27 protein-coding genes, 1 other RNA gene and 1 pseudogene are annotated in these 26,992 nt (G+C 46.8%); 18 read left to right on the top strand and 11 right to left on the bottom strand.

What is annotated here, in order from left to right:
• Nucleotides 1–31 precede the first annotated feature (31 nt).
• The 6 genes and pseudogenes from ACWGOO_RS01830 (at nucleotide 32) to ACWGOO_RS01805 (ending at nucleotide 6,205) form a co-directional block, all read left to right on the top strand.
• Nucleotides 32–1,345, top strand: a complete 1,314-nt coding sequence (locus tag ACWGOO_RS01830) for a CapA family protein (protein ID WP_452480994.1) — start codon at nucleotides 32–34, stop codon at nucleotides 1,343–1,345.
• 54 nt (nucleotides 1,346–1,399) lie between these two features.
• Entirely contained in the window at nucleotides 1,400–2,173 is a 774-nt protein-coding gene (locus ACWGOO_RS01825) for a glycerophosphodiester phosphodiesterase (protein ID WP_452480992.1), read from the top strand.
• Nucleotides 2,174–2,207: 34 nt separating this feature from the next.
• Entirely contained in the window at nucleotides 2,208–2,831 is a 624-nt protein-coding gene (locus ACWGOO_RS01820) for a fumarylacetoacetate hydrolase family protein (protein WP_452480990.1), read from the top strand.
• 213 nt (nucleotides 2,832–3,044) lie between these two features.
• Entirely contained in the window at nucleotides 3,045–3,851 is an 807-nt protein-coding gene (locus tag ACWGOO_RS01815) for a DUF92 domain-containing protein (protein ID WP_452480988.1), read from the top strand.
• A gap of 17 nt (nucleotides 3,852–3,868) precedes the next feature.
• Nucleotides 3,869–4,048: pseudogene (locus ACWGOO_RS01810) on the top strand (TetR/AcrR family transcriptional regulator); the annotation flags it as partial.
• Nucleotides 4,049–4,258: 210 nt separating this feature from the next.
• Nucleotides 4,259–6,205: an ABC-F family ATP-binding cassette domain-containing protein gene (locus tag ACWGOO_RS01805; protein WP_452480986.1), complete on the top strand. Its 1,947-nt coding sequence runs from the start codon at nucleotides 4,259–4,261 to the stop codon at nucleotides 6,203–6,205.
• Nucleotides 6,206–6,330: 125 nt separating this feature from the next.
• On the opposite strand, the gene ACWGOO_RS01800 is transcribed toward ACWGOO_RS01805, so the two are convergent.
• The 5 genes from ACWGOO_RS01800 to ACWGOO_RS01780 form a co-directional block, all read right to left on the bottom strand.
• Complete coding sequence (locus ACWGOO_RS01800) at nucleotides 6,331–7,368, bottom strand: M42 family metallopeptidase (protein WP_452480984.1); 1,038 nt, start codon at nucleotides 7,366–7,368, stop codon at nucleotides 6,331–6,333.
• Nucleotides 7,369–7,382: 14 nt separating this feature from the next.
• The gene (locus ACWGOO_RS01795; RefSeq protein ID WP_452480982.1) at nucleotides 7,383–7,805 is read right to left on the bottom strand and encodes a LapA family protein; all 423 of its coding nucleotides are present in this window, start codon (nucleotides 7,803–7,805) and stop codon (nucleotides 7,383–7,385) included.
• A gap of 27 nt (nucleotides 7,806–7,832) precedes the next feature.
• Nucleotides 7,833–9,629, bottom strand: coding sequence for an oligoendopeptidase F (pepF, locus tag ACWGOO_RS01790; RefSeq protein WP_452481589.1), 1,797 nt, complete (start codon nucleotides 9,627–9,629; stop codon nucleotides 7,833–7,835).
• A 200-nt stretch (nucleotides 9,630–9,829) separates the two neighbouring features.
• Nucleotides 9,830–10,018: a hypothetical protein gene (locus tag ACWGOO_RS01785; protein ID WP_452480980.1), complete on the bottom strand. Its 189-nt coding sequence runs from the start codon at nucleotides 10,016–10,018 to the stop codon at nucleotides 9,830–9,832.
• Nucleotides 10,019–10,025: 7 nt separating this feature from the next.
• Nucleotides 10,026–10,259, bottom strand: a complete 234-nt coding sequence (locus tag ACWGOO_RS01780) for a hypothetical protein (protein ID WP_452480978.1) — start codon at nucleotides 10,257–10,259, stop codon at nucleotides 10,026–10,028.
• A 173-nt stretch (nucleotides 10,260–10,432) separates the two neighbouring features.
• On the opposite strand from ACWGOO_RS01780, the gene ACWGOO_RS01775 reads away from it, so the two are divergent.
• The 5 genes from ACWGOO_RS01775 to ACWGOO_RS01755 all read left to right on the top strand — a co-directional run bounded on the left by ACWGOO_RS01775 (nucleotide 10,433) and on the right by ACWGOO_RS01755 (nucleotide 14,875).
• On the top strand, nucleotides 10,433–10,630 hold the full coding sequence (locus tag ACWGOO_RS01775; RefSeq protein WP_010348936.1) for a cold shock domain-containing protein: 198 nt from the start codon (nucleotides 10,433–10,435) through the stop codon (nucleotides 10,628–10,630).
• A gap of 206 nt (nucleotides 10,631–10,836) precedes the next feature.
• Nucleotides 10,837–12,252, top strand: coding sequence for an MATE family efflux transporter (locus ACWGOO_RS01770; RefSeq protein WP_452480976.1), 1,416 nt, complete (start codon nucleotides 10,837–10,839; stop codon nucleotides 12,250–12,252).
• 237 nt (nucleotides 12,253–12,489) lie between these two features.
• Nucleotides 12,490–13,569, top strand: coding sequence for a tetraprenyl-beta-curcumene synthase family protein (locus ACWGOO_RS01765; RefSeq protein ID WP_452480974.1), 1,080 nt, complete (start codon nucleotides 12,490–12,492; stop codon nucleotides 13,567–13,569).
• Between the two features lie 23 nt (nucleotides 13,570–13,592).
• Nucleotides 13,593–14,564: a 6-phosphofructokinase gene (gene pfkA / locus ACWGOO_RS01760; protein ID WP_452480972.1), complete on the top strand. Its 972-nt coding sequence runs from the start codon at nucleotides 13,593–13,595 to the stop codon at nucleotides 14,562–14,564.
• A 107-nt stretch (nucleotides 14,565–14,671) separates the two neighbouring features.
• Nucleotides 14,672–14,875 carry a DUF3906 family protein gene (locus tag ACWGOO_RS01755; RefSeq protein WP_452480970.1) on the top strand — a complete coding sequence of 68 codons (204 nt, stop codon included), beginning with the start codon at nucleotides 14,672–14,674 and terminating at the stop codon, nucleotides 14,873–14,875.
• A 33-nt stretch (nucleotides 14,876–14,908) separates the two neighbouring features.
• On the opposite strand, the gene ACWGOO_RS01750 is transcribed toward ACWGOO_RS01755, so the two are convergent.
• From ACWGOO_RS01750 to ACWGOO_RS01740, 3 genes are all read right to left on the bottom strand, one after another.
• A complete protein-coding gene (locus ACWGOO_RS01750) occupies nucleotides 14,909–16,258 on the bottom strand; it encodes an MATE family efflux transporter (RefSeq protein ID WP_452480968.1) in 1,350 nt (449 codons plus the stop codon).
• Nucleotides 16,259–16,651: 393 nt separating this feature from the next.
• Nucleotides 16,652–16,840, bottom strand: coding sequence for a hypothetical protein (locus ACWGOO_RS01745; protein WP_452480966.1), 189 nt, complete (start codon nucleotides 16,838–16,840; stop codon nucleotides 16,652–16,654).
• A gap of 170 nt (nucleotides 16,841–17,010) precedes the next feature.
• Nucleotides 17,011–17,832 (bottom strand): YitT family protein, encoded by an 822-nt coding sequence (locus ACWGOO_RS01740; protein WP_452480964.1) that lies wholly within the window; start codon nucleotides 17,830–17,832, stop codon nucleotides 17,011–17,013.
• A gap of 319 nt (nucleotides 17,833–18,151) precedes the next feature.
• Here ACWGOO_RS01740 and ACWGOO_RS01735 point away from each other — a divergent pair, with 319 nt between their 5' ends.
• The 4 genes from ACWGOO_RS01735 (at nucleotide 18,152) to ACWGOO_RS01720 (ending at nucleotide 21,599) form a co-directional block, all read left to right on the top strand.
• Nucleotides 18,152–19,738: a DEAD/DEAH box helicase gene (locus ACWGOO_RS01735; RefSeq protein ID WP_452480962.1), complete on the top strand. Its 1,587-nt coding sequence runs from the start codon at nucleotides 18,152–18,154 to the stop codon at nucleotides 19,736–19,738.
• Nucleotides 19,739–19,960: 222 nt separating this feature from the next.
• Nucleotides 19,961–20,746: a YesL family protein gene (locus ACWGOO_RS01730; RefSeq protein ID WP_452481588.1), complete on the top strand. Its 786-nt coding sequence runs from the start codon at nucleotides 19,961–19,963 to the stop codon at nucleotides 20,744–20,746.
• Between the two features lie 52 nt (nucleotides 20,747–20,798).
• Nucleotides 20,799–20,992: non-coding RNA, 6S RNA (gene ssrS, locus ACWGOO_RS01725), on the top strand.
• 214 nt (nucleotides 20,993–21,206) lie between these two features.
• Entirely contained in the window at nucleotides 21,207–21,599 is a 393-nt protein-coding gene (locus ACWGOO_RS01720; RefSeq protein ID WP_452480960.1) for a DUF1499 domain-containing protein, read from the top strand.
• Nucleotides 21,600–21,710: 111 nt separating this feature from the next.
• Here ACWGOO_RS01720 and tpx read toward each other — a convergent pair whose 3' ends face one another.
• Nucleotides 21,711–22,229, bottom strand: coding sequence for a thiol peroxidase (gene tpx, locus ACWGOO_RS01715; protein WP_452480958.1), 519 nt, complete (start codon nucleotides 22,227–22,229; stop codon nucleotides 21,711–21,713).
• Between the two features lie 120 nt (nucleotides 22,230–22,349).
• On the opposite strand from tpx, the gene ACWGOO_RS01710 reads away from it, so the two are divergent.
• Both ACWGOO_RS01710 and ACWGOO_RS01705 read left to right on the top strand, forming a co-directional pair.
• Complete coding sequence (locus ACWGOO_RS01710) at nucleotides 22,350–22,973, top strand: rhomboid family intramembrane serine protease (RefSeq protein WP_452480956.1); 624 nt, start codon at nucleotides 22,350–22,352, stop codon at nucleotides 22,971–22,973.
• 98 nt (nucleotides 22,974–23,071) lie between these two features.
• Entirely contained in the window at nucleotides 23,072–24,001 is a 930-nt protein-coding gene (locus tag ACWGOO_RS01705; protein ID WP_452480954.1) for a LysR family transcriptional regulator, read from the top strand.
• Nucleotides 24,002–24,099: 98 nt separating this feature from the next.
• Here ACWGOO_RS01705 and ACWGOO_RS01700 read toward each other — a convergent pair whose 3' ends face one another.
• A complete protein-coding gene (locus ACWGOO_RS01700; protein ID WP_452480952.1) occupies nucleotides 24,100–24,771 on the bottom strand; it encodes a zinc metallopeptidase in 672 nt (223 codons plus the stop codon).
• A 43-nt stretch (nucleotides 24,772–24,814) separates the two neighbouring features.
• Nucleotides 24,815–25,246, bottom strand: coding sequence for a MerR family transcriptional regulator (locus ACWGOO_RS01695; protein WP_452480950.1), 432 nt, complete (start codon nucleotides 25,244–25,246; stop codon nucleotides 24,815–24,817).
• A 300-nt stretch (nucleotides 25,247–25,546) separates the two neighbouring features.
• Between ACWGOO_RS01695 and ACWGOO_RS01690 the strand changes: the two genes are divergently transcribed.
• Nucleotides 25,547–26,950, top strand: a complete 1,404-nt coding sequence (locus ACWGOO_RS01690; RefSeq protein ID WP_452480948.1) for an ammonium transporter — start codon at nucleotides 25,547–25,549, stop codon at nucleotides 26,948–26,950.
• Nucleotides 26,951–26,992 lie beyond the last annotated feature (42 nt).

Genomic DNA, 26,992 nt, shown 5'->3' with positions numbered 1-26,992 from the left:
TGCATATGCAACAGCATAGAAGGAGTGAAGAATGTACCCTCCCAGATCACAGAAAAATGAAGGTCGAAAGAAAGCAAAGAAGCAAAAAATAGGCAAGGCTTGGATCATCACGAATCTTGTCCTGCTGCTTATGATCGCAGGTCTTTTCGGTTATTATTACATATTTGAACACGGGAAGAGTAGCTCTTTTGCAGAAAACAATGGACTATTGCAACAGGAGAACAAGGCCAAAACGGATTCTGCGGGTGGAGGACAGTCTTCTAGCCCGATAAGAGAGAACGTTACAGCCGTTTCAAATGAACAACTGGACAACAGCTCCAATGGAGACGAGCAAGCTGCTTCTACTGACCCCAACGAATCGGAGCAGGGAAAGAAAGCCGCAACGGATGGAACAGCTTCGCCGACAGTCATGCTCCATTTTATAGGGGATGTGCAGTTTTTCGGTAAGGTTGAGCAGCGGTTGGAAAAGAATGGATTTGATTTTCCATATCAATATCTCGGAAATCTGTTTCGCAAAGACGATTTGACGATAGCCAATCTGGAAACGCCGGTTACAACCGGGGGCGTGGGTGCGCTGAATAAAACGTATGTGTATAAGTCTTCTCCTAAGGCGTTGACTGCGTTGGCTGCGGCAGGAATAGACGCTGTAAATTTGGCCAACAATCATATTTTGGATCAGGGCACAGACGGATTACTGGATACGCTGAAATATTTGAAAGAAGATGATATAGCGTATACCGGAGCCGGGCGTAATGCAAAAGAAGCGTATGCTCCGCACTATTTTGAACGTAAAGGTATTAAAATTGCGTTGTTAGGGGCTACACGGGTTATGCCCGAGGCCAACTGGAATGCAGGCGTCAAACAGCCCGGTGTTGCAGGAGCCTACGATTCGACCGCGATTGTGAAGTCGATTCGCGAAGCGCGCGAGCAGGCTGATTTGGTCATTGTCATTGCGCATTGGGGCAAGGAGCGTGTGACTGTATTGGAGCCTCATCAAACCGAGCTATCGCACGCTTTTATTGATGCAGGGGCAGATCTCGTAATCGGAGGTCACCCGCACGTACTACAGGGGATGGAGCAGTATAAAGGCAAATGGATTGCATACAGCACAGGCAATTTTATTTTTTCTAAATCCACAGTACCAGCCACCTGGGATACAGCGATATTTCAGGCAACCTGTACCCGGACTGGGGCTTGTAGCATGAAGCTGACTCCTTACCGGGCGGAGCTGGGTCAACCGGTTCCATTGAAGGATGCGGAAGCTAGCAAAATTTTGCAAGGAGTAGCGGCGATGTCACCGGGTAATGTCTCAGTAGGCGCAGACGGCATAGTAACCGCCCGATAGTTTTCGAAGAAATCTTTGACGTGAAACAACCTGTGGATGGAGGTCATAACTGGAATGAATCATTTGTGCGTGGCTCACCGCGGTTTTTCGGGAATTGCTCCCGAGAACACGTTGGCGGCTTTTAAGCTTGCGATAGATCAGCCGTTTGTGCACTGGATTGAGCTGGATGTACAACTGTCGAAGGACGGCGTTCCGGTGGTCATTCATGATTTCACGCTGGAGCGCACAACCAACGGCACAGGTCGGGTGAAGGATACGGACTGGAAAGAGCTGAAACGTCTGGATGCAGGTGGCTGGAAAAGCACGGAATATCAAGGTGAAAGGATTCCTGCTCTCGCACAAGTGCTGGACCTGTGTCGTGGCCGCGTATCGCTCAATATTGAGCTAAAAACCGTAGGGGATATGTATCCGGGGCTGGAGAAGGCCGTACTCCGTGAAATTGTGGCGCGAGATATGGATAGTGAGGTGGTATTGACCTCTTTTGAGCGTTCAGCTTTACGTCGGGCCAAAGAGCTGGCGCCAGGTATCCGTACCGGGCTGATTATCGATGATCGTCCGGACGATCTGGCAAAGCAGTTGGAAGGGCTGCAATGCTCTTTTCTATCCATAGGCTACCCGCGTTTGGATAGAAAGCTGATGAAGGACTTGACCGGACGCGGTACCACTGTCATGGCGTGGACGGTAGATAACCGAAGTATTATGCGGAGAATGGCCTCCTTACATCCTGAATTGATGATTTGTACCAATTGGCCGGATCGCTGGGAGCAGGTTTTTTTGCATTCCAAACACAGGGTGTGGCACTATATACGTAATTTATTTATTAAATAATGGGGCTTCATACGCGGAAGGGTGACTGGTCGCAATGAACGTGGAAATTCATAATGTTTACTGTGTTGGGCGTAATTATAAGCTGCATGCCGAGGAACTGGGAAATGAGGTTCCCACAGAACCGATGATTTTTTTAAAGCCTTCCCACGCGGTAGTACCGCTGGATGGAGCAACATTGGAGCTTCCTAAAGATCAAGGAGACATTCATTATGAGACAGAGCTGGTTGTGGCTGTAGGCCGTAATTATGAACCAGGTATGTCTGCGGAAACGATTCTGAATGCTTTTGCCTTTGGTATTGATTTTACCCTGCGTGATGTACAAAGCGCTCTCAAGAAAAAGGGCTACCCATGGACGGCGGCTAAAGGTTTCAAATCATCTGCTCCCGTTACACCGTTCTTGCCTTTAGAGAAACTGGACACGCTGGAGCAGCAGGATTTTTCATTGCTCAAAAATGGACAGGAAGTACAGCGCGGCCATATCAAGGATATGATTTTTTCCATCGAGCATATCATTGATTACATAGCGACACATTATGGACTGGGTGAAGGCGATATTATTTTCACAGGCACTCCGGCAGGTGTAGGGCCTTCAACGAGTGGAGACCGCTTCGAGCTATTTTGGGGAACTGACCGTCAAGGAAGCTGCACAATCGGTTAAGCTGATCCGTGGATAGCATCAATTAAGATGATTAAAAAGGGAGTTCTCTTGGTAGTGGGGCAGCATGGAGTGATTCCCGCAGGCAAGAATGTAAAGGCCGTGTCCTGTGCCATAGCATGGGACGCGGCTTTTATATAAGTGTAGAGCGTTGTACAATAATATACGTACTGAAAAATGATAAACAAGAGATTCATTTCAAAATGGGGGTATTTGATGGATTGGATCATCGGTTTGCTTGCCGCTACTGTAGTGGCGGGAGCTGCTTTTTATAAAAAATCCTTAACCTTATCGGGTTTTGCGGCGGCTGTGCTGATGGGAACTGTGTATTATGGTGGAGGTAATCTGTTTTGGTTCGGTACCTTGCTTCTGTTCTTCATCACATCGACCCTGCTGTCGAGGTTCAAAAAGGAGCGCAAGGCAGAGCTTGAAAAATCGTATGCCAAAACCGGAAACCGGGATGCAGGCCAGGTATGGGCGAACGGGGGATTAGGTATGCTGCTGTGCCTGGGATATGGGATCTGGCCTCATGTTGCCTGGCAGTTGGCTTTTGTTGGCGTCATGGCTACGGTCACGTCGGATACGTGGGCAACGGAATTTGGCAGCCTGAGCCGCAAGCCGCCCCGCTCGATACTGAATGGCAAGGTGCTGGCACCCGGAACCTCGGGAGGTGTATCTGCTCTGGGGACGACTGCGGCTTTGGCTGGGGGCGTGCTGATTGGAATAGGCGCATGGGCCTTTGGATACGCCGTAGGAATGCCAGGCTTGCCGCCATGGCTGTGGGCACTGATCGGGGGAATATCTGGCAGTGCCGGGGCCTTTGCCGATTCCTATCTTGGTGCTACGTTGCAAATGATGCGTTCCTGCACGGTTTGCAGCCGGGAAGTAGAGGTAGACTCGCATTGTGGACAACCGACGGTCTATGTGCGGGGCTGGCGTTGGATGAGCAATGATCGAGTGAATAGCATCAGTTCGATTTTCGGGGGGCTGGTCGCTCTGGCAGGCATTCTGTTGATACTCTAGTCCAGGGAGGTGCGAAGATGGGCGGTATATATGGAGATAAATATGAGGCCATTTTGGACGCCGCTTACACAGTCTTCGGCACCAAAGGCTTTTATGAAAGCAAGATTTCCGAGATTGCAGAACAGGCGGGTGTCGCCAAAGGTACGGTATACTTGTACTTCGAAAGTAAAGAACAGCTCTTTACAGCGGCCACGCGCCCGTGAAGGCGATGTGGATCAGACGGCTGAGTTTGTGGCTAACTTCTTTATGTACGGCTGTGAAGCCGGGAGCGGGATACGCGGACTTTGATATTGTAAAGCCAGAAACCGTACTGACTTCGTTCAGATCACGTTTTTTTAATCATATGGTATGACTGTGTTAAAATAAACAAGATGCATCACAAAATAGGGGAAGAGTAGGGAATCCGTATGAATATTATGACCGTTGAACATATAACGAAAAGCTATGGCGAAAAAATGCTGTTTGAGGATGCTTCCTTTGGCATGGATGAACGTGACAAAATAGGGATCGTCGGTGTGAATGGCACCGGAAAATCGACGTTTTTACGCGTCATTTCCGGCTTGGAGCTACCTGATGATGGTAATATTGCGGTCAACAACGATGTGCGTATTCAATTTTTGGCGCAAAACCCGGAGTTTGACCCCGAGGTGAAGGTACTCCAACACATTTTCCACGGCAACCAGCCTGAAATGAAGGCGGTGCGCGAATATACGGAAACGATGGAGATGCTGGAGCTGAATCCGGGCAGCGAGGAGCTTCAAAACCGCCTGTTGCGGGCAAGCCAGCAGATGGATACGCTCCAGGCATGGCAGCTCGAGAGCGAGGCCAAAAACGTGTTGACCCGGCTGGGTATCACCCAATTTGAGGCACGTATGGGCGTTCTCTCTGGCGGACAGCGCAAGCGTGTTGCTCTGGCGGCAGCTTTGATCCAGCCTTGCGAGCTGCTCATTCTGGACGAGCCTACCAACCATATAGATAATGAGTCGGTTGAATGGCTGGAGCAGTATTTGCAGAAAAGACGCGGCGCGTTGCTGATGATTACGCATGATCGCTATTTTCTGGATAGAGTGGCAAATGTTATGCTGGAGCTGGATCATGGTCGACTTTTCCGCTATGAGGCTAACTATACCCGCTTTCTGGAACTAAAGGCGGAACGCGAAGAACGGGAAGCATCTTCGGAGCAAAAACGGCAAAACCTGTTGCGCAATGAACTAGCCTGGATTCGCCGGGGGGCAAAAGCCCGTTCGACCAAGCAGAAAGCGCGCATTGACCGATTTGAGCAGCTTAAGGATCAGCAACCGGAAGCCCGTTCCGGGTCTGTAGACATGTCGGTAGCCTCCACGCGTCTCGGTAAAAAAATACTGGAGCTGGAGCATCTGTCTAAATCGGTAGATTCTCGCAAGCTGATACAGGATTTGAGCTATATCGCTGTCCCTGGTGACCGGGTCGGGATTGTGGGTCCCAATGGTAGCGGAAAATCGACCCTGCTCCAAATGATCGCACAGCGTGTAGAACCGGACTCAGGCAGCGTGGTACTGGGACCGACCGTGAAGCTCGGTTATTTTACTCAGGAGCATCAGGAAATGAACGAATCGCTGCGTGTCATCGAGTACATTAAGGAAGAAGCCGAAGTGATCCGGACAGCAGATGGCTCGGCTATTACAGCCGCACAAATGCTGGAGCGGTTTCTGTTTGCGCCAAGTTCGCAATGGACGGTCATTTCCCGGTTATCAGGGGGCGAGAAACGGCGCTTGTACCTGCTGCGTGTGCTGATGTCCGCACCGAATGTACTGTTACTGGATGAACCAACGAATGATCTGGATATTCAGACTCTATCCGTGCTGGAAGACTATCTGGATGAATTTCCGGGTGTTGTTTTTATCGTTTCTCATGACCGTTATTTCCTGGACCGGACAGTAGACAAGGTACTGGCATTCGAAGGAGAAGGACAGGTACGTGTACATGTGGGCGATTACAGCGAGTATGCAGAATGGATCAGTAAAAATGCTCCATCCGCTTCGAATCCGCCTGTCCCAGCGGGTACTTCTTTTGCTCAGTCTTCCACGTCTAAGTCTGCGGATGCTTCGGATTCAGTCAAGGAGACAACCAAAACCAAGCTTAAATTCACCTTTAAGGAACAGCGGGAATTTGAGCAAATTGACGAATTGATCGAACAGGCTGAAGAGAAGTTGGCTAGCATCCAGCGACAGATGGAAGAGTCTTTCGATGATTCCGCACGACTACAGGAGCTTATGGCTGAGCAAACGAAGGCCGAACAGCATTTGGAGCATCAAATGGAGCGCTGGACCTATCTGAACGAGCTGGCCGAGCAGATCGAGCAAAGCAAATCTTAAAATACGAAATAAGTATGATGCGCGAATCGTGTTTCCGCCGTTAGTTAAACAAGCAAGTCTCCGTTAAGATGGAGACTTGCTTGTTTGTATTTATTCCACTGAAAAACGCTATTACCTCAAGTGCCTCAAGCTTTTACATAAGCGGTAAGCAGACGGGCGGTGTTCACCACAGCCTGCTTGTGCGTACGCTCCATCGCATGGGAGGCATGTACGCCAGGGCCGATCAGCGCAGCGCGGATGTTATTGCCTGCTTTCAGCGCAGCCGAAGCGTCCGAGCCGTAGTGCGGATAAATATCAACCGCATACGGGATATTCAGCTCCTTGGCCAGCTCAATAAGGCGAGTCGTCATGTCATAATCATAAGGCCCGGAAGAATCTTTGGCGCAGATGGATACATCCGTCTCCTTGCAGCTCAGATCCTCACCTATGCAACCCATATCGACGGCAATCATCTCGCTGACACCCTCGGGGATGTAAGCAGCCCCGTGACCGACTTCCTCATAGTTGGAAATGATCAGCTTAACGGTATGACGAGGCTTCCAGTCTTCGCGTACAGCGGATTCAAGTAAACCAAACAGTGCAGCCACGCTGGCTTTATCATCCAGATGCCGTGACTTGATAAAGCCGCTGGGTGTCACGACCGCACGGGCGTCGAACGAAATAAAATCGCCTACCGCAATGCCGAGTTGGAGCACGTCTTCTTTAGATTCGACAAGTTCGTCGATCCGCACCTCCATATGACTTTCCTTGCGTTCAAAGCTACGTGCATCATCATAGACATGTACAGACGGATGGCTCGACAGAATCGTGCCTGTATACGTTTGTCCGCTTCTGGTATGAATCAGGCAGTATTCGTTCTCGATGCTGTTCATCATGAAACTGCCGACAAATGTCAGCCGCAAGGTACCGTGACTGGTTATTGAGCGTATCATCGCGCCCAATGTATCCACATGCGCGCTCAGCGCAACTGTACGGTCTGTTTCCTGGCCCTCCAGGGTCAAGATGGCACCGCCCTTGGCGTTCCATTCTATGGGCACTCGGAGGCTTGAGGCTTCCTTACGGATCAGTTCCATCACATGACGTGTGTAGCCACTGGGACTGGGGGTGTTCAATAGTTGATTCAGAAAGGTTATTATATAATTTTCGTTCAGATGAGTCGTCATGTTGTTGCTCCTCCTCATTTGGACAACCGGTCAAGGTCAGAGAACATTGGTTCTGTTTCCATGTCGGATGTAGACACTGCGCTGGACGAACCAGTCGTGTCATAGGCCGTATCCGCGTATGCTTCCACAGCGGGTTTGTGCTCTTCTTGCAGTTTATGAAGCTGAGTGGTCAGACGTTTGATTTCTCTCTGAAGCTTATATTGACGGAAAATTCCGTAGGAAGCGACGATAAGCCCTCCAAGAAGAGTGCAGCCGAGAATAAGCAAAATCAAAGGAACATTAACCGTACGAAATAGAAGATTTACTTGGACTGAGTTCCCGTTAAAGACAGCGAATACAGCCGTTAACAAAGCGATAACAAGAGCTGCGATCAAAGACCATTGTGTTTTCAAAATGCCACCTCCTTCCGCTGCATTATAAAATCCCTTGCCCGTCATGGGCAAGGGATTTATCCTTGCATTGTTTTACTTTCCGGCTGTCAGCTTTTCCATTTCCGTAATAACTTCCTCGAATACGCTCATCGCTTCGCGGATCGGTTGCGGAGAGGACATATCCACGCCGGCCTTCTTCAAAATATTAATTGAATAATCGCTACCGCCGCTCTTCAGGAATCCTAAATAACGGTCAACGGCTGGTAGGCCTTCTTCCAGAATCTGTTTCGAAAAGCTGGTTGCCGCGGAGAAGCCAGTAGCATATTTGTAGACATAGAAACTGTTATAAAAATGGGGGATACGCGCCCATTCCATCTCAATGTCTTTGTCTACTTTCATGCCAGAGCCGTGATATTTCACATTCAAGTCATAATAAATTTCTGATAAAAGCTGCGGTGTAAGGGATTCTCCCTGTTCTGCACGTTCATGCACAATTTTCTCGAATTCCGCAAACATCGTTTGGCGGAATACCGTCGTGCGGAATTGGTCCGCATAGTAGGTGAGAAGGTACATTTTCTCTTTTGGATCGGTAGACTTCTTCAGCAAGTAGTCCATCAGCAACGCTTCATTCGTTGTCGATGCTACTTCAGCCAAGAAAATGGTGTACTGGGCATCCCGATACTTCAACGCATTATCCGAGTAATACGAATGCAGCGCGTGTCCCATCTCATGAGCGAGCGTAAACATGCTGTTCAGGTTATCTTTATGGTTCAGCAGCACATAAGGATGAGTGCCGTAAGCACCCCAGCTGTATGCGCCTGTACGTTTATTTTCATTTTCGTACACATCAATCCAGCGATCATCGTAACCTTTTTGCAACGAAGCCAGATAGTCCTTGCCCAGCGGCTTTAGACCTTCCTTCGTTTGCTTTTTAGCATCTTCAAACGAAATGTCGAGTTTGTATTCGTCCACAAGCGGAGCGAACAGGTCATACATATGAAGCTCATCCACGCCCAGCAGCTTTTTGCGCAGCTTGATATAACGGTGCAGCAAAGGCAAGCTCTCGTGAATGGTGTCAATCAGATTGGTGTACACTTCCTTCGGGATATTGTCACCGTATAACGACATTTCCAGTACGGAAGGGTACTTGCGAACACGTGAATAAAAAACATTTTTGCTCACATTGGCACTCAGTGTGGAAGCAATCGTATTTTTATTTTTGGCATACGTATCATAGACCGCTTTAAAAGCACGCTCACGAACTTCACGGTGCGGACTTTCGAGAAATTGAATATAGCTGCCATGTGTTAGTTCAACCTCTTTGCCGTTTTCATCCTTGATTTTAGGAAATTTCATATCGGCATTGTTCAGCATACCGAAAATGGTTTGTGGTGCTTGAGCCAGGTTACCGACCTGTGCGAGCAGGGCTTCTTCCGACTTACCCAAAATATGCGCTTTCTCCCGTTTCATTTCCTGAAGCGTAAAGCGATAATCTGCCAGCTTCGGATCTTCTATCAATGCATTGAGCTGATTGTCGGGCAGCGCCAAAATTTCAGGTGTCACGAAAGACAGGGCTTCACTGACCTCAACGCCTAATTTTTTGGCTTTTTGTGAAAGGCCCTGATATGTAGGTTCAGCCGTATCCTCGTCATGATGCAGATGCGCGTACACGTATACGCGCTCGGTTTTGAGTGATAGTTCATCTTCCAGCCTAAAGCAATTGACAATCACTTCGGCTGAATTCAGCTTGCTTTGGAATTGTGTAGCTTTTTTGGCTAGTTGTTTAACTTCTTCGTACTCTTGATCCCATGCTTTGCGGTCTGGAAACAGATCTTCAAGCTTCCAGGTATTTTCCGCAGGCGCATCTGCGCGTTTTATGATTTCACTCATGGAGAGCCTCCTCTGATCGAACGAAATGTGGGGTGGGGCTGCGGCGGTACGGGGCGGCTGCCAAAACGAAGAAACCGCCACGCTGACCGTGAGCAGCAGAGCAAGAGGTTTTGTGGCATGCATGTAACGGCATATCCTCCTTCATACCATGGCTTGTTATGCTATAGTATGACCTCTTGCGCCCAAAAGTATAAATTTCCTTACCTTGGGGCGGAACCTATATCTAATAAGCTGTATACAATAAGATAAAAGGCAAAGCAAACCATGATTACGGCAGTGAGGGCCATCCACCTTTTGAGAGGAGCCGGTAACGTATCACGTTTCATGATCAGCACTCCGGCCAGCGTAAAGGCCAGAATAATGAAGATGAGAAAGCTGTTGGACACCATGAATGGGCTATACCTGTCTGAAAGCGTTCATGATCCGCTGCCACTCTTCCTCGTTATCCTGAAAGGACTGCTTGGGAAACCGATTTTGAGCCCAATGCATCAGCGCCGGACGGCTCAAAAACGTGTGGGCTTCTTCGCCCCAGTCATCGGATATTTCCCGTAGAACGATGTAACGGCCCTGCACCTCTACAGTCATCATGTTCCAATTGTCTTTTTTGTATATTTCGTGTTTTTTCATCATATGCATGTCTCCGATTTTAAAGATGTTTTGGTTCATGATACCGCAGTTTCCGCCGCAAAAGCAAATCATTCCAGCTTGAAAAAGCCCTCAAAACATCAATTGCATTGTGAAAAAGCATGAAATATAATATGGATATTCGCCATAGATGGCGGAATTTTTAGGAGGTTGTTTACTTGAAAGGTACAGTAAAATGGTTTAACGCAGAAAAAGGTTATGGCTTCATCCAAGTGGATGGTGGCGAGGACGTATTCGTACATTTCTCCGCAATCCAAGGCGACGGCTTTAAGACTTTGGAAGAAGGTCAAGCGGTTGAATTCGAAATCACTGAAGGTAACCGTGGACCCCAAGCAGCTAACGTAAATAAACTGTAAGTGTAACTGAATTGTAAGAAATGTTCCGTTCATGCGGATGTCTTATATATTACGGTTAAACGATGAATTGAGAGCGTAGTTCCTTGAAATTTAAGGAACTGCGCTTTTTTGCGTAAAAAGTTTATGATATGAGAAGGCTGAGTTGGAATAGGGTATTATACCGTAATGGAAACGAAACATTAGTCATTATTGAAGGAGTTGGCAAGATGAGCGCAGCAGAGGCTAGTCGTAAACCTTCCTTGACCGAGGGTCCAATTACCAAAACACTGTTTTTATTCTCCTTGCCGATGTTGTTCGGAAACGTAATACAGTCGCTGAATGGAACGATCAATTCTATCTGGGTCGGCAAGTTTCTGGGCGAGGCCGCATTGACCGCCGCTTCCAACGGAAATATTATCATGTTTTTTCTCATCAGTGCGATCTTTGGTGTCACCATGGCCGCCACGATCATGATCGGACAGAAAGTTGGTGCGGGAGACGTTACTGAAACCAAGCGTGTAATAGGCACAAGTGCAATCTTTTTTCTTGTACTTGCTTTGGCTGTGGGCATTATCGGATTTTTTGGCTCTCCCTGGATTCTTCGTGTGCTGAATACACCTGCTGAATCTGTGGATATGGCAATCACATATACGCGTATTATTTTTGCGAGCATGCCCTTTTTGTACGGTTATAACTATATTATGACCGTGATGAGAGGGGCGGGGGATTCCAAAACACCATTTTACTTTCTACTCGTTTCTGTCGTACTGGATGTGCTACTCAATCCGTTGTTAATATTTGGGTGGGGATCTATACCCGCGATGGGCATCGGAGGTTCCGCAGCGGCTACGCTGATCGCTCAAGGGGTCAGCTTCGTACTGATTCTCATTTATCTTTATCGTGTAAAATACTTTTTGCGTATTACATCTTCAGAGCTTCATTTGCTGAGATTTGATTGGGAAATTATTTGGACCTTAATTCGTAAGGGAATGCCTATGGGTCTACAAATGATTGCTGTCTCTTCCAGTGCAATCGCGTTGATGAACCTGATTAATGGATACGGGACAGTGGCGGCTGCGGCTTATACTGCAGCAAATAACTTGTCCAGCTATGTGCAGATGCCAGCCATGGCGCTGGGTGCTGCTGTGTCTTCCTTTGCGGCACAAAATATCGGGGCCGGGCGTTGGGATCGGGTGCGCAAGATCACTTGGATCGGAATTGTGTACAATTTTGTGCTGACCGGTGAATTAGTAGTATTGATTTACTGCTTCAACCGGGAGGCCTTGCTGATGTTCCTTCCTTCTAGTGGCGGTGCTTTGGAACTGGGGATGCGGATTAATCTGATTACGTTGTGGTCTTTTGTCATATTCGGCATCACCAATGTTATTACAGGAGTTGTGCGGTCTACGGGTTCCGTAATCGTGCCGCTTTTGATTACCATCATTTCATTATGGGGCATTCGTATTCCTCTGGCCTATGCGTTCGTCGATGAGTACGGTCTGGATGCTGTATGGTGGAGCTTCCCTGTCAGTTTTGCCATCTCTGCGGTGGCGGTCATTTTCTATTATGCTTTTGGAAAATGGAAGCAGGCTAGCATGAGGGATGGCTTTCAAGGTGTAAAACCCGTAGAGGATAAGGGGTAGGCAGGGCTTTTAACCTATTTTGAAATTAATAATCCTATCAGGGTGAATTTTGTTTAATTTCAATTTTTGTGTATTTAATCTTGACAGGTATAAAGATTTTTTGTGAAAATGGCTCGTTTTTCTGAAATATTAAGAAAAAGTGAGGTTGTTCATTTGTACAAAAAGGACGATCATATTATAATGAATATGGTTTGGATAGGTATAATTACGTAGACAACAATGTGGAGGCACCGTCATTTGAGTTATGTTGAGCAAGGACGTTATCAAGTTCCGAGAGGCCCCATAGGTCTAATGAGCCGAATGTACAAGCACATTCTCCCTGAAACGAAGCAGGAATTGGGAAATTGGAAACACAAGGCTAAACAGATTCCGGATCCCGAGCTGAGAAGTCAGGCACTTGCAAGCATAGCAGAGAAGACGTTTCACTGTGTAGGAGGGGCGGTTTATGCCGCAGGGAATATGTCTGCCCGGCAGACGTTAATTCCGCTTATTGTGGCTTACCAGACGATTAGCGATTATCTGGACAACCTGTGTGATCGTAGCACGTCCATGGACCCGGATGATTTCAGGCTGTTGCATCAGTCTATGCTGGATGCGGTCAACCCGGCAGCCAAGACAGTGAATTATTACGCTTTGCGTCGCGAGCAGGAGGATGGCGGTTATTTGACTGGGCTGGTGACAACCTGTCAGTCTTGTGTGAGCAGGCTTCCGGGGTATGAGGCAGCAATGCCTTACGTTCAGGATCTGGCGGGATTATACACGGATTTGCAAGTTTACAAGCATATTAAGCCGGAAATGCGCGAACAAGCGCTATTGGATTGGTGGTCGGTTCATAAGGACCGTACACCGGAGCTGCGCTGGAACGAATTTGCTGCAGCTACCGGTTCAACCCTGGGGGTCTTTATGCTGTTTCTTGCTGCCAGCGACCGCCAACTCACGGATGCGGGGGCTGCCTCAATACATGCATCGTATTTTCCACATGTGTGCAGTCTTCATATTTTGCTGGATTATCTAATCGATCAAGACGAAGACCGAAAGGGCGGAGATCTTAACTTCTGCAATTATTATGAAGATACCGACATGATGCTGAATCGGATCGTCTATGTTGTGAATCGGGCGCGGGTTGATATTGCAGATGTCCCTGCCAGTTCCTTTCACCGGATGATTATCGAGGGATTGCTGGCATTATATTTATCCGACCCCAAAGTTAGCGAGCAGCAGGAAGTGCGCGCGGTTTCGAAACGTTTAATGAAAAACAGTTCGCCCATGCGTTTGTTTTTCTTCTTAAACAGTCGATGGATAAGAAGGCTTTTATGAACATTTTGAGGAGGTCATAATTCATGCCAGCAGTTAAGAAAATCGCAGTATTAACGAGTGGTGGAGATTCACAGGGGATGAACGCCGCAGTTCGCGCCGTTGTGCGCAGCGGCTTGTTTTTTGGACTTGAAGTATTCGGGATTCAGCGCGGATATCAGGGCCTGCTGAATGATGATATTTTCCCGATGGATTTGAGAAGCGTCGGAGATATTATCCAACGTGGGGGTACTGTACTTCAATCTGCCCGGTGTCTGGAATTTACGACCGAGGAAGGACAGAAGCGAGGGGCTGAAATTTTGCGTAACCGCGGAATTGATGGCGTAGTCGTGATCGGTGGCGATGGTTCCTATCAAGGAGCTAACAAACTGACCAAGCAAGGAATTAAAACAATGTGCCTTCCAGGTACGATTGACAATGACATTTCCTTTACCGACTACACGATTGGTTTTGATACGGCGGTTAGTATCGTAGTGGACGCCATCAACAAGCTGCGTGATACGATGTCATCCCACGAACGTTCTTCTATCGTAGAAGTTATGGGACGTCATTGCGGCGATATTGCTCTGCATGCAGGTCTGGCTTCCGGTGCAGAAACGATTTTGGTGCCCGAGGTAGAGTTTGATCTGAATGAAGTATCTGATCGGATGAATCAAAACTTTAAGCACGGCAAACGCCACAGTATCATTATCGTTGCTGAAGGCGTAGGCAAAGGTGAAGCAGTAGCTCAGGTAATCCAAGAAAACTGTCCGGATTATGAGCCGCGTGTAACGGTGCTTGGACACATTCAACGTGGAGGCACACCAACCGCATTTGACCGTAATCTGGCGAGCCGTTTGGGTGACTTTGCTGTTCGCCAATTGCTTGAGGGCATATCTGACAAAGCTTGTGGAACGATTGATGGCAAGTTGGTTGCCACAGATATTGACAAGGTCGTAAATACGAAAAAAGATTTCAATATGGAGCTTTACGAGCTGGCCTTGCGCTTGTCCCAGTAATGAATAGCTATTTTATGTACCAGATTGATTCACATTTAAACTCATGCGGATGACCCAGTCATCCGCTTATTTTTTAACATATAAAGTAGGTCTGGAGGAAATGAAATATGTATTTGTTCAAAATCGAAGTGGATAGCTCGGAAGGAGCCTTAACTGTTATTCTCGTTGCGGAAAATGAGGAGCAGGCATTTCAGGCTGTGGATGAGCATGTGGAGAGACATTTTCTGTATCCTCCGAAACTGAACGAAGTAGCTATTGTGGAGAAAAAAAGAATAACTTCGGGTACTGCCTATGTCATGGAAACACGCTGATACACGCAAAGGCTAAACAGCCTCTGCGTGTCGTTATTTTTGGGAAAAACGTCGTTGTACAACCAGCAGGCGGAAGAGAAGGGAAACTGCTCCCGCGGCCAAACCTGTAATCAAGCCAATCCAGTAGCCGTAGGGGCCAAATGATGTCCAACGTGCGATAATATATCCTACAGGAAGCCCGATAACCCAATAGGCCAGAAACGTAATCAGAAAGGCCGAATTGACATCCTTATATCCACGAAGTGCTCCTTGAATAGGTGTAGCGATAGCGTCGGATATTTGAAAGAAAATCGCATAGAGCAGGAAATGTTGCGCTAATTGAATAACCTGTGGATCGGTGGAGTACAGCCGGGCGACCTGTTCGCCCCAGATCACAAGCACAACAGCCGTGATCAATGACAGACCAACCGCACTGCTGATCCCCATTACGCTGTATATTTTTGCATCACGCGTCCGTCCTGCCCCCGCCTCATACCCGACCAAAATTGTGAGCGCCATGCAAATACTGAGCGGAATCATATAAAGCGTTGTCGCAAAGTTCATAGCGGCCTGATAGGCCGCAATTGTTGCCGTATTATAACTGCTCATGAAGAGGGTAACAGCTGAGAAGACAGCAGTCTCGAAAAAGATCGCAAAGCCGATGGGTATGCCGATTTTGATAAGCTCTTTCCAAGCGCTAGCAGCGATGCCATATATCTTGCTGAAAATCCCGTATTCGGCAAATATCTTTCCCCGATGTGCGGTGATGCCAGCGACAAGCATAACAATCCAGTACGTGGCAGCAGTTGCCACTCCGGAGCCCACACCCCCCAGCCGGGGAAAACCCCAGCTTCCATAAATAAGTAAGTAGTTCAACAAGGCATTAATGGGCAACGACATCAACGTGATGGTCATTGTAAACCGGGTTTGTCCCAGTGCATCCATAAAGCTCCGGAGGACCGTATAGGCAAAGAGCGGGGCAATGCCGAAGGCCATCGCACAAAGGTAGTACAAGGCCACATTATGAACCCTCAACTCCAGATTCATTCCGTGAAGAATGGGCTTAACGAGAAAAATACCTACAATTAAAACAATTATGGATAGAGTGAGCGAGAGCCATAGCGCCTGAATGACATAGTAAGAAACCTTGTCCTTGCGCTGTGCTCCAGCCAATTGGGATACAATAGGGGTGATGGCCATAAGTATTCCGTTGAGGCCTGTTTGCACGGGTACCCACAGACTCACTCCGATGGCTACACCAGCCAAATCGGCAGAAGAAAAGTGTCCTGACATATTAGTATCAAAAAAAGTCATCGCGGATAGTGCAAGCTGTGTTACCAGAATAGGGAGTAAAATGTTGAAAAGCTGCTTCCATTTGTGGCTGTTAGTTAGAGTCAAATGCATTTTTATGTCCTCACTTACTTGGAAGTTATCAATCGTATATATCATAACATGTCAAGTATTTATTGTAAGGGATGCAGCAGCATTTGAACAGCAACAAAAAAGACTGCACCCATGATCAAACGAATGGGGCAGTCTTGGAAACTTTAGATAATTTGGTGTATACATTTCCTAAATCTATTTTATGTATGTCACTTACCTGATTATGCGTAAAGTTATGTCTTGAAAAACAACACGGTTGTAACCAATGCTGGAATCATCAGGCACATTCTTACATGATTAACCCAACCCATGTTCATTGAATCCGTAAAATGGCATAAATAATACCGCTTTCTTCACGGCTGCGGATTGCAACCGGAAGAAGCAGCACTTGGTGGAGAGATTTAATGAAGATGCTTAATGAAGATACATATTGTCCTGATGCTCACAAATACTGTACTGAATAATTTCGAGTGCATCCGTGGGCTTGAGAATGGTCATCCCGTCTCGAAGTACAATCATCGAGTTTAGCTCATTCTTTTTGAGAAACGGGAGCATTTCTGGGTACCATCTCAAGACAATGTCGGACAGTTTTACCGTTTCCATTTCCACAAAAATCACCCTTTCCTGCTCGGAATCATTCCATAAGAATCATTCGGTACGAATCGGAAAAGCAAAGTGCCTGTGAAATAGCAGGTAAAGCTGGTCTTTTTATAATATGGGAACAGCACGTATAGTGTACCACAGAAACTACATTTTGACACTTGGGTTCGTGCTTATCTTCGGTGGAAAGAGCCCATGACCCCTACCGTTTCCACGATATTAACGAAAGCAGAAGGGTCCACTTGCTTAATAATGCGTTTTAGTTCTGCCAGCTCGTAGCGTGTTGTAACTGTCATCAGCATATCCTTTTCGGCATGAGAAAATGCACCTTCAATTTTAATTTTACTTACTCCACGTGGGGTCGTTAACATTCGGCTGAGTAGTTTCTCGGTATGCTCAGTGATGATGTAAACGGTTATTTTGGTGTGACTCACATAAATCTGATCCAGCACCTTGCCGGTCACAAAAATGCATAACATGGATGCAAGCGCAATATTCCAGTCTTGATTCAGATATCCCGCTGCAAGAATAACCAGTCCATTCAAACCGACGAGCACAGTACCTACAGGGAAATCGCGGTAACGGGTGACAATGGAGCCGATAATGTCAAAACCGCCAGTAGACCCTCCCACCCGAAAGGAAATCCCTGCTCCAACGCCAATCAGCACCCCACCAAAAACGGAGGCAAGCAGCGTATCTTTAACGAGAGGTTGCACCGGAATCCAGGTCAAAATCCATGTTGTGGCGACAACAGACAAAATGCTCATACTAATAAATCGTTTGCCTAAAATAAACCAGCCAGCAATAAGCATCGGGATGTTCAAGACAAAATACATCACGCTGATATCGAATTTTGTAAAGTAGCCAATTAACATGGAAAGCCCTGCTACTCCGCCACTCAGCAGGTGGTGCGGCACGAGAAACAGATTAAAACCGCTTGCTATAGCAGCGGCTCCCAAAATGACAATAAAACAGTTTAGCACTATTTTTAACAACTTTTTTCACCTCATTTAAAATATACGGACAGCAACTTGCTGGTATTCATGAATTGTTTTGTGCTATAATGCGATGTGGATATTCTTGAGTAGGAACCTTCTGTCCAGGGAAACACTTAAAATTTAAACTGTTTTAAAAAGGATAAATTCGTTTAAGATGTATCGGATAAGGTTACTCTATACAGAAAGATGCAGTTATAGGCCTAAATAAACTGTCACTGTATTGGGAAAACCTATACAATAATATCGCTACTTAAGAATACAGACAACATTGTGGATTGTCCACCACATCCACCATTATGAAGGAGTTTGAATAAATTTGACGACATTTGCAGAATTTGATCTTGAACCGAAAGTACTTGAAGCAATTACAGAGCTTGGTTTTGAAGAAGCGACGCCGATTCAATCCCAATCCATCCCTTTTGCGCTGCAAGGAAGAGACATGATTGGCCAAGCCCAAACAGGTACGGGTAAGACCGCAGCTTTTGGTATTCCGTTGATCAGCAAGATCTCTAAAAACGACGACAAAATCAGAGCGCTGATTATGGCTCCAACACGTGAGCTTGCCATTCAGGTAGCTGAAGAAATCGAAAAGCTGTCCCGCTTCAAAGGTCTTCGTACCCTGCCAATCTATGGCGGTCAAGATATCGTGCGCCAGATCCGTGCTTTGAAAAAGAAACCTCAAATTATCATTGGTACACCAGGTCGCTTGCTCGACCATATTAATCGCAAAACCATCAAGCTGGAAGATGTAAACACCGTTGTTTTGGATGAAGCGGATGAAATGTTGGATATGGGATTTATGGAGGATATCCAATCCATTTTGAAGCAGGTTCCGGACGAGCGTCAAACGATGCTTTTCTCGGCTACGATGCCTCCTAATATCAAAAGACTGGCTGAACAATTCCTTAAAAACCCTGAGCATGTTTCAGTTATCCCTAAACAAGTTAGTGCTCCACTGATTGATCAGGCCTACATTGAAGTTCCTGAACGTCAAAAATTCGAAGCTTTGAGCCGTTTGATCGACATGGAATCCCCAGAACTCGCTATCGTATTTGGTCGCACCAAGCGTCGGGTAGACGAGCTGGCCGAAGCTCTGCAAAAACGTGGATATTCCGCAGACGGTTTGCATGGTGACTTGTCTCAGAACCAACGTGATGCTGTAATGCGCAAATTCCGCGACGGAAGCATTGACGTGCTCGTAGCAACTGATGTAGCTGCCCGTGGTTTGGATGTTTCGGGCGTAACTCACGTTGTGAACTTTGACCTTCCACAAGATCCGGAAAGCTATGTTCACCGTATTGGACGTACTGGACGTGCTGGTAAAGAAGGGGAAGCTTGGTCTTTCGTAACGCCTCGTGAAATGGATCATCTGCATTTCATTGAACGTGTAACTCGTCACCGTATTGCTCGTAAGCCTCTTCCAACTTTGGCTGAAGCTCTGGAAGGCAAACAACGCATCATCGCAGAACGTCTCCTGGAGGCTGTAGAAAGCGGTGAGTTGAACGAATATAAAGGCTTGGCTATTCAAATGCTGGAGCAGTATGACTCCGTACAACTTCTATCCGCAGCTTTAAAGCTGATGACTGGTGAGAAGAGAGAAGCATCTATTGAGCTGACTCCAGAAGATCCAATTCGTGCAAAACGTCGTAAACCGGATGTTCGTTCCGGCGGACGCAAGCCGTCTAACTACAGCGGACGCAGCAACGGTGGTTATAACTCCAACCGTACTGGTGGCAGTGGCAGCAAAGGCGGATATGGTGGTGGCTACAACCGTGGCAGCAAAGAAGGCGGTAGCTATAACCGTGATTCCGCAAGCCGCAATAGCGGAGATCGCAGACCACGTCCAAGCAGTAGTGGAGAAACTCGCCGTCCTGCAAGACGCGAAGATTCCTCTTCTGAATAAAAATTGAAATAACAGGAAAGCCGAAGTGAATGCTCGCTTCGGCTTTTTGTTATAAAATCAACAAGTGTAAATTTCTTAGCACCTGCTTCGGCGGCTGAAGTATTGATTTCACTGGCGCATTGGGGGATGAGATACGGTATGATATAGTCAACAGCCGGGATTTACAGGCACAGCAACATGAGCCGTGGAACTGCCAGGGCTTGCGGAAGGGGAGAACTAACGTTGGAGTTTAAAGGAGCTATGGGTGGTATTTATCGCCTGACTGAATGGATTACCCGACTGGCGGCTACCAATTTGTTATGGGTGTTATGCTCGTCGCCTTTTATGCTCTGCCTTATACTCAAACTACTTGTGATGAATCAGAACTTGGCTAATGAATCTCTACAAATGAACTGGGCGATGGCTATTTTGGTACCGCTTACTTTGTTTCCAGCTACATCGGCCATGTTTACCGTCGTCCGCAAATGGGTAATTGGCGATACGGATGCAGGTGTGTTTCGTACCTTTTTTAAAGGATACAAGGAAAACTATAAGCAGAGCCTAATCGGGGGCATCTTTTACACGCTGCTGTTTGTCATAATGTATGTGGATTATACCGTGTATATGACGCAGCTCAGCAATTTGCAAATTGTAGGCATTATCATGCTTATTCTCATCATTATTTTGCTCGTATCCATGTTTAACTTTTTCTCAATGGTTGCTCATTATCATATGTCCATCGGACAATTGATCAAAAATGCAGTCTTGCTGACGCTCATTCGACCGCTCCGTGTATTTTCTACCATGCTCGGCAGCACGATTATTATCTTTATTGGAGTCAAATACCCTGTGCTGTTCTTGTTCTTCATTGGTAGTGTGGTGGCCTGGCTCGCTTTCTTTAATTTTTATGGATCGTTCCTCAAAATGCAAGATCAGATGAAAAAGATGAAACAGATGAAACAGATGAAACAGAAAGACGAAGAGGCAGCAAGCACAGAAGACAAGAAAAGTGATAGCCTCCAAAAATAAAACAGATTTCTCCTAGCATTTACTTTCCGAGTGAGAAGCGCTATAATAAGGTTTCATCCTGCGATGCACGTTACGGTCATTTGTTGTTTTGAACCAATGACAATGTCTAGGGAGATCAATACGGGTGGACGGCTGAAAAGCCCTGTCAATTCTGACAAGGGGACTTCAAAAGTTTGTCCTGCGGTCACCCACCTGCTAAAGCAGGTTCAGAAGACGCTATGGTCGGACGGCATTGGCGGGTACTCTATAACGTATTTAACACACCCTGATACTGCCCCGTGCAGAAACAGGGTGTTTTTTGTATGTAACACTGCTAAAATAAGAAATAAGGTACGAGGGTCGCATACCACAGGTATAGATCGGGTTCACTTTGTTGTTTTTACGTTTTTATAAAGCGCTTGCAGCAAAGGGAAATCGATATGCTGTATTCAGCAACGATTATCGTGAAGGAGGAAATGTCTTGTCGTTGAAGAGGACTCTGGCAGGGATTGTACGCAGCCAAGAAGGTACAAGCGACCGGGTCAAAGACCCCCAAATGAAGACACGCTATTATAACTTATCGAGAGACAAGGCCTGGGAAGAGGTATCGTCCGTTTTAAAAAAGATTCCTGGCTACAAGGTGCTGCATGAGGTGCCATCTGTAGGTGAGATTACACTTGAAAAGCGAACGGCGTTCGGCAGAACTGTCGACATTACCGTTTCTGTATTGTCCGTCTCGCCAGTTCGGAGTGCTGTGGATATTTATTCCGCTTCACGTGGATCGCTGGGGGACATGGGGGCAAATTATCGTATTATTTTGCAGTTGTTCGCTGTGATTGACAAGAAACTGTCCGCTCATAAGTTTGTACAGTGATTACAGACGTGTGAGCAGAAAAGTGGCAGACCAACGTCAAAAAAGCGAGGAAGGCAACCCTTCACTCGCTTTTTTTAATATTCGAATCAGCCTCAATGTAAGCAGCGTGAATTAGACGAGCTTCTTCACCGCTGCAATCGCTTGATCATAGTCAGGATGCTCGGACATTTCACTCAAGTATTCTACATAAGCGATTTTATCATTTTGGTCAATAACAAAAATAGCGCGATGATCCAGATGGAATTCCTTAATGAACACGCCGTAGGCTTCGCCGAAGGAATGGTCCTTGTAATCGGACAGTGTCAACACACGGTCAATACCCGCAGCGCCGCACCAACGAGCTTGGGCGAACGGAAGATCCACGCTGACAGTCAGTATCACGACTTGATCCCCAAGAGAATCCGCTTCTTGATTAAAACGACGGGTCTGTGTGTCACACACGCCTGTATCAAGAGAAGGAACAACGCTGATTAGCTTGACTTTACCTGCAAAGTCTTGAAGCGTAGCAACTTCCAGCAGATTTTTTTGCAATTTAAAGTCAGGTGCCTGGTCTCCAACTTGCAGTTCAGGACCCACGAGAGTCAAAGGATTGCCTTTAAAAGTAGCAGCTTCTTTACGTTCTTGTGCCATATGTAATAGCCTCCTTGGTTTTTAGCATTGGTTATCGTTGCTGAAATCTATTATAATCTTTTATAAAAGACATTGTCCAATTTGAATAAGGTGGAAACACCCCATGAAGGAAGGATTGCCTTGATATTTTTACGTTATGAGAACTGGAAAAGTTATTTGCGTTTTTACCCGGTTACCTGTTTGATTTTGCTTATCAATATCATGATGTTTATGGTGCTGACCGTACATGGTGGATCGGAAAATAGTTTGACGCTGATCCGGTATGGAGCCTTGATCAATGAGGGGCCGTTTACCGACCAGTTATGGCGGTATGTGTCAGCTATGTTTTTACACGCAGGTTTTGATCATCTTTTCTTTAATTCCTTTGCGATTCTCGTATTTGCTCCGCCGCTGGAACGTCTGCTCGGGTCCTTTCGCTACGTGCTGCTGTACCTCGCTACAGGCATTGTAGGAAATGTACTGTCCATTGCGCATTATAACATGGTCGCGGAAACTACGGTCTCTGTAGGGGCGTCAGGAGCGATATATGGCATCTACGGCGCATTTCTGTACGTTGCCCTGTTTCAGCGGACGCTGATGGATGAAGCTTCGCGCAAAACACTGTACACGCTGCTCGGTTTTGGTATCTTGTTTTCGTTCGCTGTGGCGAACATTAACTGGACCGCTCATTTTGGAGGACTGCTCAGCGGGTTTTTCCTGTATGGATTAATGATCAGATTGACAGGCCAACGTAAACGTCACTAAAGACAGCTTTACCGTAATTCGGCAGTGTAAGAAAGAGGAAGGGGATCGTCTACACCTCTTCTCCCGGATGTTGAAAACAGATTGGAGCGAATAGCGGAGTGGAATTACGACAGTTGCAATACTTTATGAAGGTAGCGCAAAAGGAACATGTCACTCAGGCAGCCGAGGAGCTGCATGTGGCGCAGTCTGCGGTCAGTCGTCAAATTCATCAGCTTGAAGAGGAGCTGGGGGTTAACCTTTTTATGCAAAAGGGCCGTAACTTGCAGCTTACACCGGTGGGGCAGTTATTTTGTAAACGGGTTGAAACGATTATAAAGGATTTGGAGCGAGCTGTTCTGGAGGCCCATGAGTTTTTAGACCCCGAGGGTGGAGAAATTCGTATCGGCTTCCCGCACAGTTTGGGTATTCATCTTATTCCTACGGTTGTGGCTGAATTTCGTAAACGGTATCCGAATGTTAAATTCAAATTTAAACAGGGGATGTATCCTAGTTTGATCCGTGATGTGTTGGCGGGCGAGGTGGATTTGGCTTTTGTATCCCCTTTTCCGGATCATCATGATCATGTTGAGGGAGATGTGGTGCTGACTGAGGAACTGTTTGCGGTCCTGCCCCCAAATCATCCTTTGGCTTCAGCCGGGCGCATCACGCTGGATCAGCTTAAAGGAGAAAAGTTCATCTTGTTCAGAGATGGTTACTCCTTGCGTCCGATTGTCTGGCAGGCTTGTCTGGAGGCCGGATTTACGCCGGACATTGCTTTTGAAGGTGAGGAGACGGATACGATCCGCGGATTAGTTGCCGCAGGCATGGGGGTCAGCCTTTTGCCGGAGATGGCGTTGTTCCAGACTAATCCGCTCCAGCCCGCGAGAGTGTCCATTGTTGATCCCGAGGTGACGCGAACCATTGGATTGATTCACCGTAGAGATGACAAGCTCCCGTTAGTTGCCAAATCGTTCCGCGCTTTTTTGCTGGAATATTTTGGTCTTCAAGGTAGCGGTACTGTGACGGATGGAAGTGTTAAAGCGGATTAAAGGGTAGTGGAGAATAGGGAATTGGATAGGACATAAAAAAGGGTTGTTCCTCTACCGTCATCATGGCGGAGGAACAACCTTTTTGGCTACAAAAGCGATTAGTCACGGCTGTTGAAGATACCGATCAGGCGAATCAGCTCCAGCAAGGAAACGAGAGCGGCGGCCACATATGTTAATGCAGCGGCATTCAATACTTTAGCTACACCTCGTTCTTCATCGCTCCGGATAAATCCTTCGGACACCATAATTTCACGGGCGCGGTTGGAAGCATTAAATTCGACCGGCAATGTAATTAATTGAAAAGCAACAGTAGCCGAGAAAAAGATAATACCCAAGCCAATCAGGTTTGTGTAGCTGAACAGGAATCCGGCAATCAACAGAAACGGTGCAATACCGGATGCGAAGTTGACAATCGGGAAAATCCGGTGACGCAGCGCTAACATAGGATAATGCTCTTGATGCTGGATCGCATGACCGACCTCGTGACAAGCCACAGCAACTGCGGAAATAGATTTTTCATAATATACAGGCTCGGACAAGCGTACTACGCGTTGCATCGGATCATAGTGGTCAGATAACGCGCCGGGTACAGGTTCAATGGGCACATCGTGCAAACCGTTGCGATCCAGCATGTGCCGGGCGGCATCGTAGCCTGTCATGCCGTTTTCATTGGGAACATCAGACCATTTGTTAAAAGTACCTTTCACACGAAATTGCGCCCATAAGGATAAGCAGAACGCAAGAATAATCAATATATACATCCCCATCATAAAGCAACCCTCCAATATTATTTCATCAATACAGCCAAGGAATTTACATCATAGAGCTATGCTCCAGCAAATACTTCAGAGCTTCGATACAAGCGGCGCTTTGCGGTAGTAGACCCGTAAGCAGCTTACGCGCTTGAACGGGCTTGAGCTGCCCCAGAAGAGGCTGTAGCTCATTGACTTCGCGCTCCAGGCGCTGCATGTGCATCTCCAGACTTGTCAGCTTGTCGGTGACGTGCTCTTCGCCTGAAACTGAATTCCACTTCATTAATGTTTGTTTGATTTCCTCGAGGCTATACTTCTCTTGTTTCATTTGGTTAATACGTTCAAGCCTTTTCAAGGTTTCATCATTATATAGCCGATAATTTTTTAAAGACCGTTCTTCAGGTGCGATCAAACCGAGCTTCGTATAATAATCAATGGTCCGTTCGCTGACACCAGCCGTCTTGGCTAGCTCGCCAATTCGATATAGCTTCATATCCCCATCTGTCCTCACCTCGCGCTCTTCATTCAGCCTTCCAAATTAAACATCTGCAAACAGAGTGCTTATAAAAATATTTTACATGATTCCCAACCGTACAGTCAAACGTCATGCTTTTTATGGCATGAAACAAGCTACATTTATAGTTAGTAAACATGACATAAGAAGTTCAATATCGTATCTTTTTCAAACTAATAAAAAAAATATTGTCAAGTTTCATAAATTATTATTATAATGACAATAAGAATTTCACGTAATGTAAATAAACTTAACTTAACATTAGAAGGGGTGGGCTTCATGAGAAAAAAGTGGTTTGTTGCATTACTGGCCATGCTGACGGTTCTGGCTTTTCCGGTAGGTGCGTTCGCTGCTGACGGTCCGACAAATATTCAGCTTCAAGCGGGATTAAACACGGCGTTTACCTTCTTGGCATTTATTCTTGTGTTTTTCATGCAGGCGGGATTTGCATTGCTGGAGGCTGGCTCCACACGAATGAAGAATGCGGGGCATGTTGCAGGTAAAACGATTCTCACCACGGGCGTTGCTGCATTATCCTTCTGGGCTCTTGGATTCGGGCTGGGCTTCGGTAATGATGGCGGTAACGGATTTATGGGACTGACGGGTTTCTTCATGAGTGGCACGGATGCTGCTGTATCGTATGATTCCCTTTCAGGTCTGGATGTTCCGATTACAATCATGTTTTTGTTCCACTTTGCTTTTGCTGCGGTATCTCTTTCTATCGCATGCGGGGGAATGGCAGAGCGTGCAAAATTAAGTGTATACATCATTTTCGGTATTTTGTTCTCAATCATCATCTATCCGGTTGTAGCTCACTGGGTATGGGGTGGCGGCTGGCTTGGCAAGCTGGGCATGCAGGATTATGCCGGCTCGACGGTAGTCCATCTGACAGGAGCTACGGCGGCTCTCGTCGCTACATTGCTGCTGAAACCGAGACTGGGCAAGTTCAACAAGGACGGCAAGCCGAACATTATCCCTGGACATAATCAGGTATACTCCATTCTGGGGGTTATTATTCTCTGGTTTGGCTGGTTTGGATTTAACCCGGGTAGTGCTGTATCGGCTATGAACGACGGATTCTTCGGATATGTGGCACTGACTACGAATATTGCGGCAGCCGCAGGCGGGGTTTTCGCTTTACTCGTATCGTGGATGGTATATGGAAAAGCAGATATTCCGGCTATGCTGAACGGTGTGCTGGCGGCTTTGGTTGCCATTACTGGTTCTTGTGCCTTTGTAGAACCTTGGGCGGCTCTAGTCATCGGTGCAGTGGCAGGAATTGTTACCTTCTTCACAGCACAATGGTTTGAGCGTGCAAGAGTAGATGATCCGGTATATGCTTTCTCCGTGCATGGTGTTGCGGGGATATGGGGTGCAGTATCCACAGGATTGTTCGCTACTCCTGAGCTGGTGAAAATAACAGGTGTCGGTCAAGCGGGGCTGTTCTATGGTGGGGGATTTACGCAATTGGGAGTGCAGCTGCTAGGCCTGATAGGCACTTTGGTTTTCGTGTTCGTCATTTCCTTCATGATTTTGGGTTCGATGAAAGTCATTATGGGTATTCGTGTTACAGAAGAGGAAGAAACGATGGGACTGGATATCAGCGAGCATGGTACGTACGGCTATCCTGAGCAAATGAAGCTGGTTGCCGAGGCTGAGAAACGTTCTGGGACTGTAAGCTAATATGTAAAATATAAAGAACCAGTATGGATGAGCGGAGGAGAT

This window comes from Paenibacillus sp. NPDC055715, from assembly GCF_053617595.1.
Note: the sequence above shows the minus strand (reverse complement) of the source record. Positions and strands in the feature narration are given on the sequence as shown.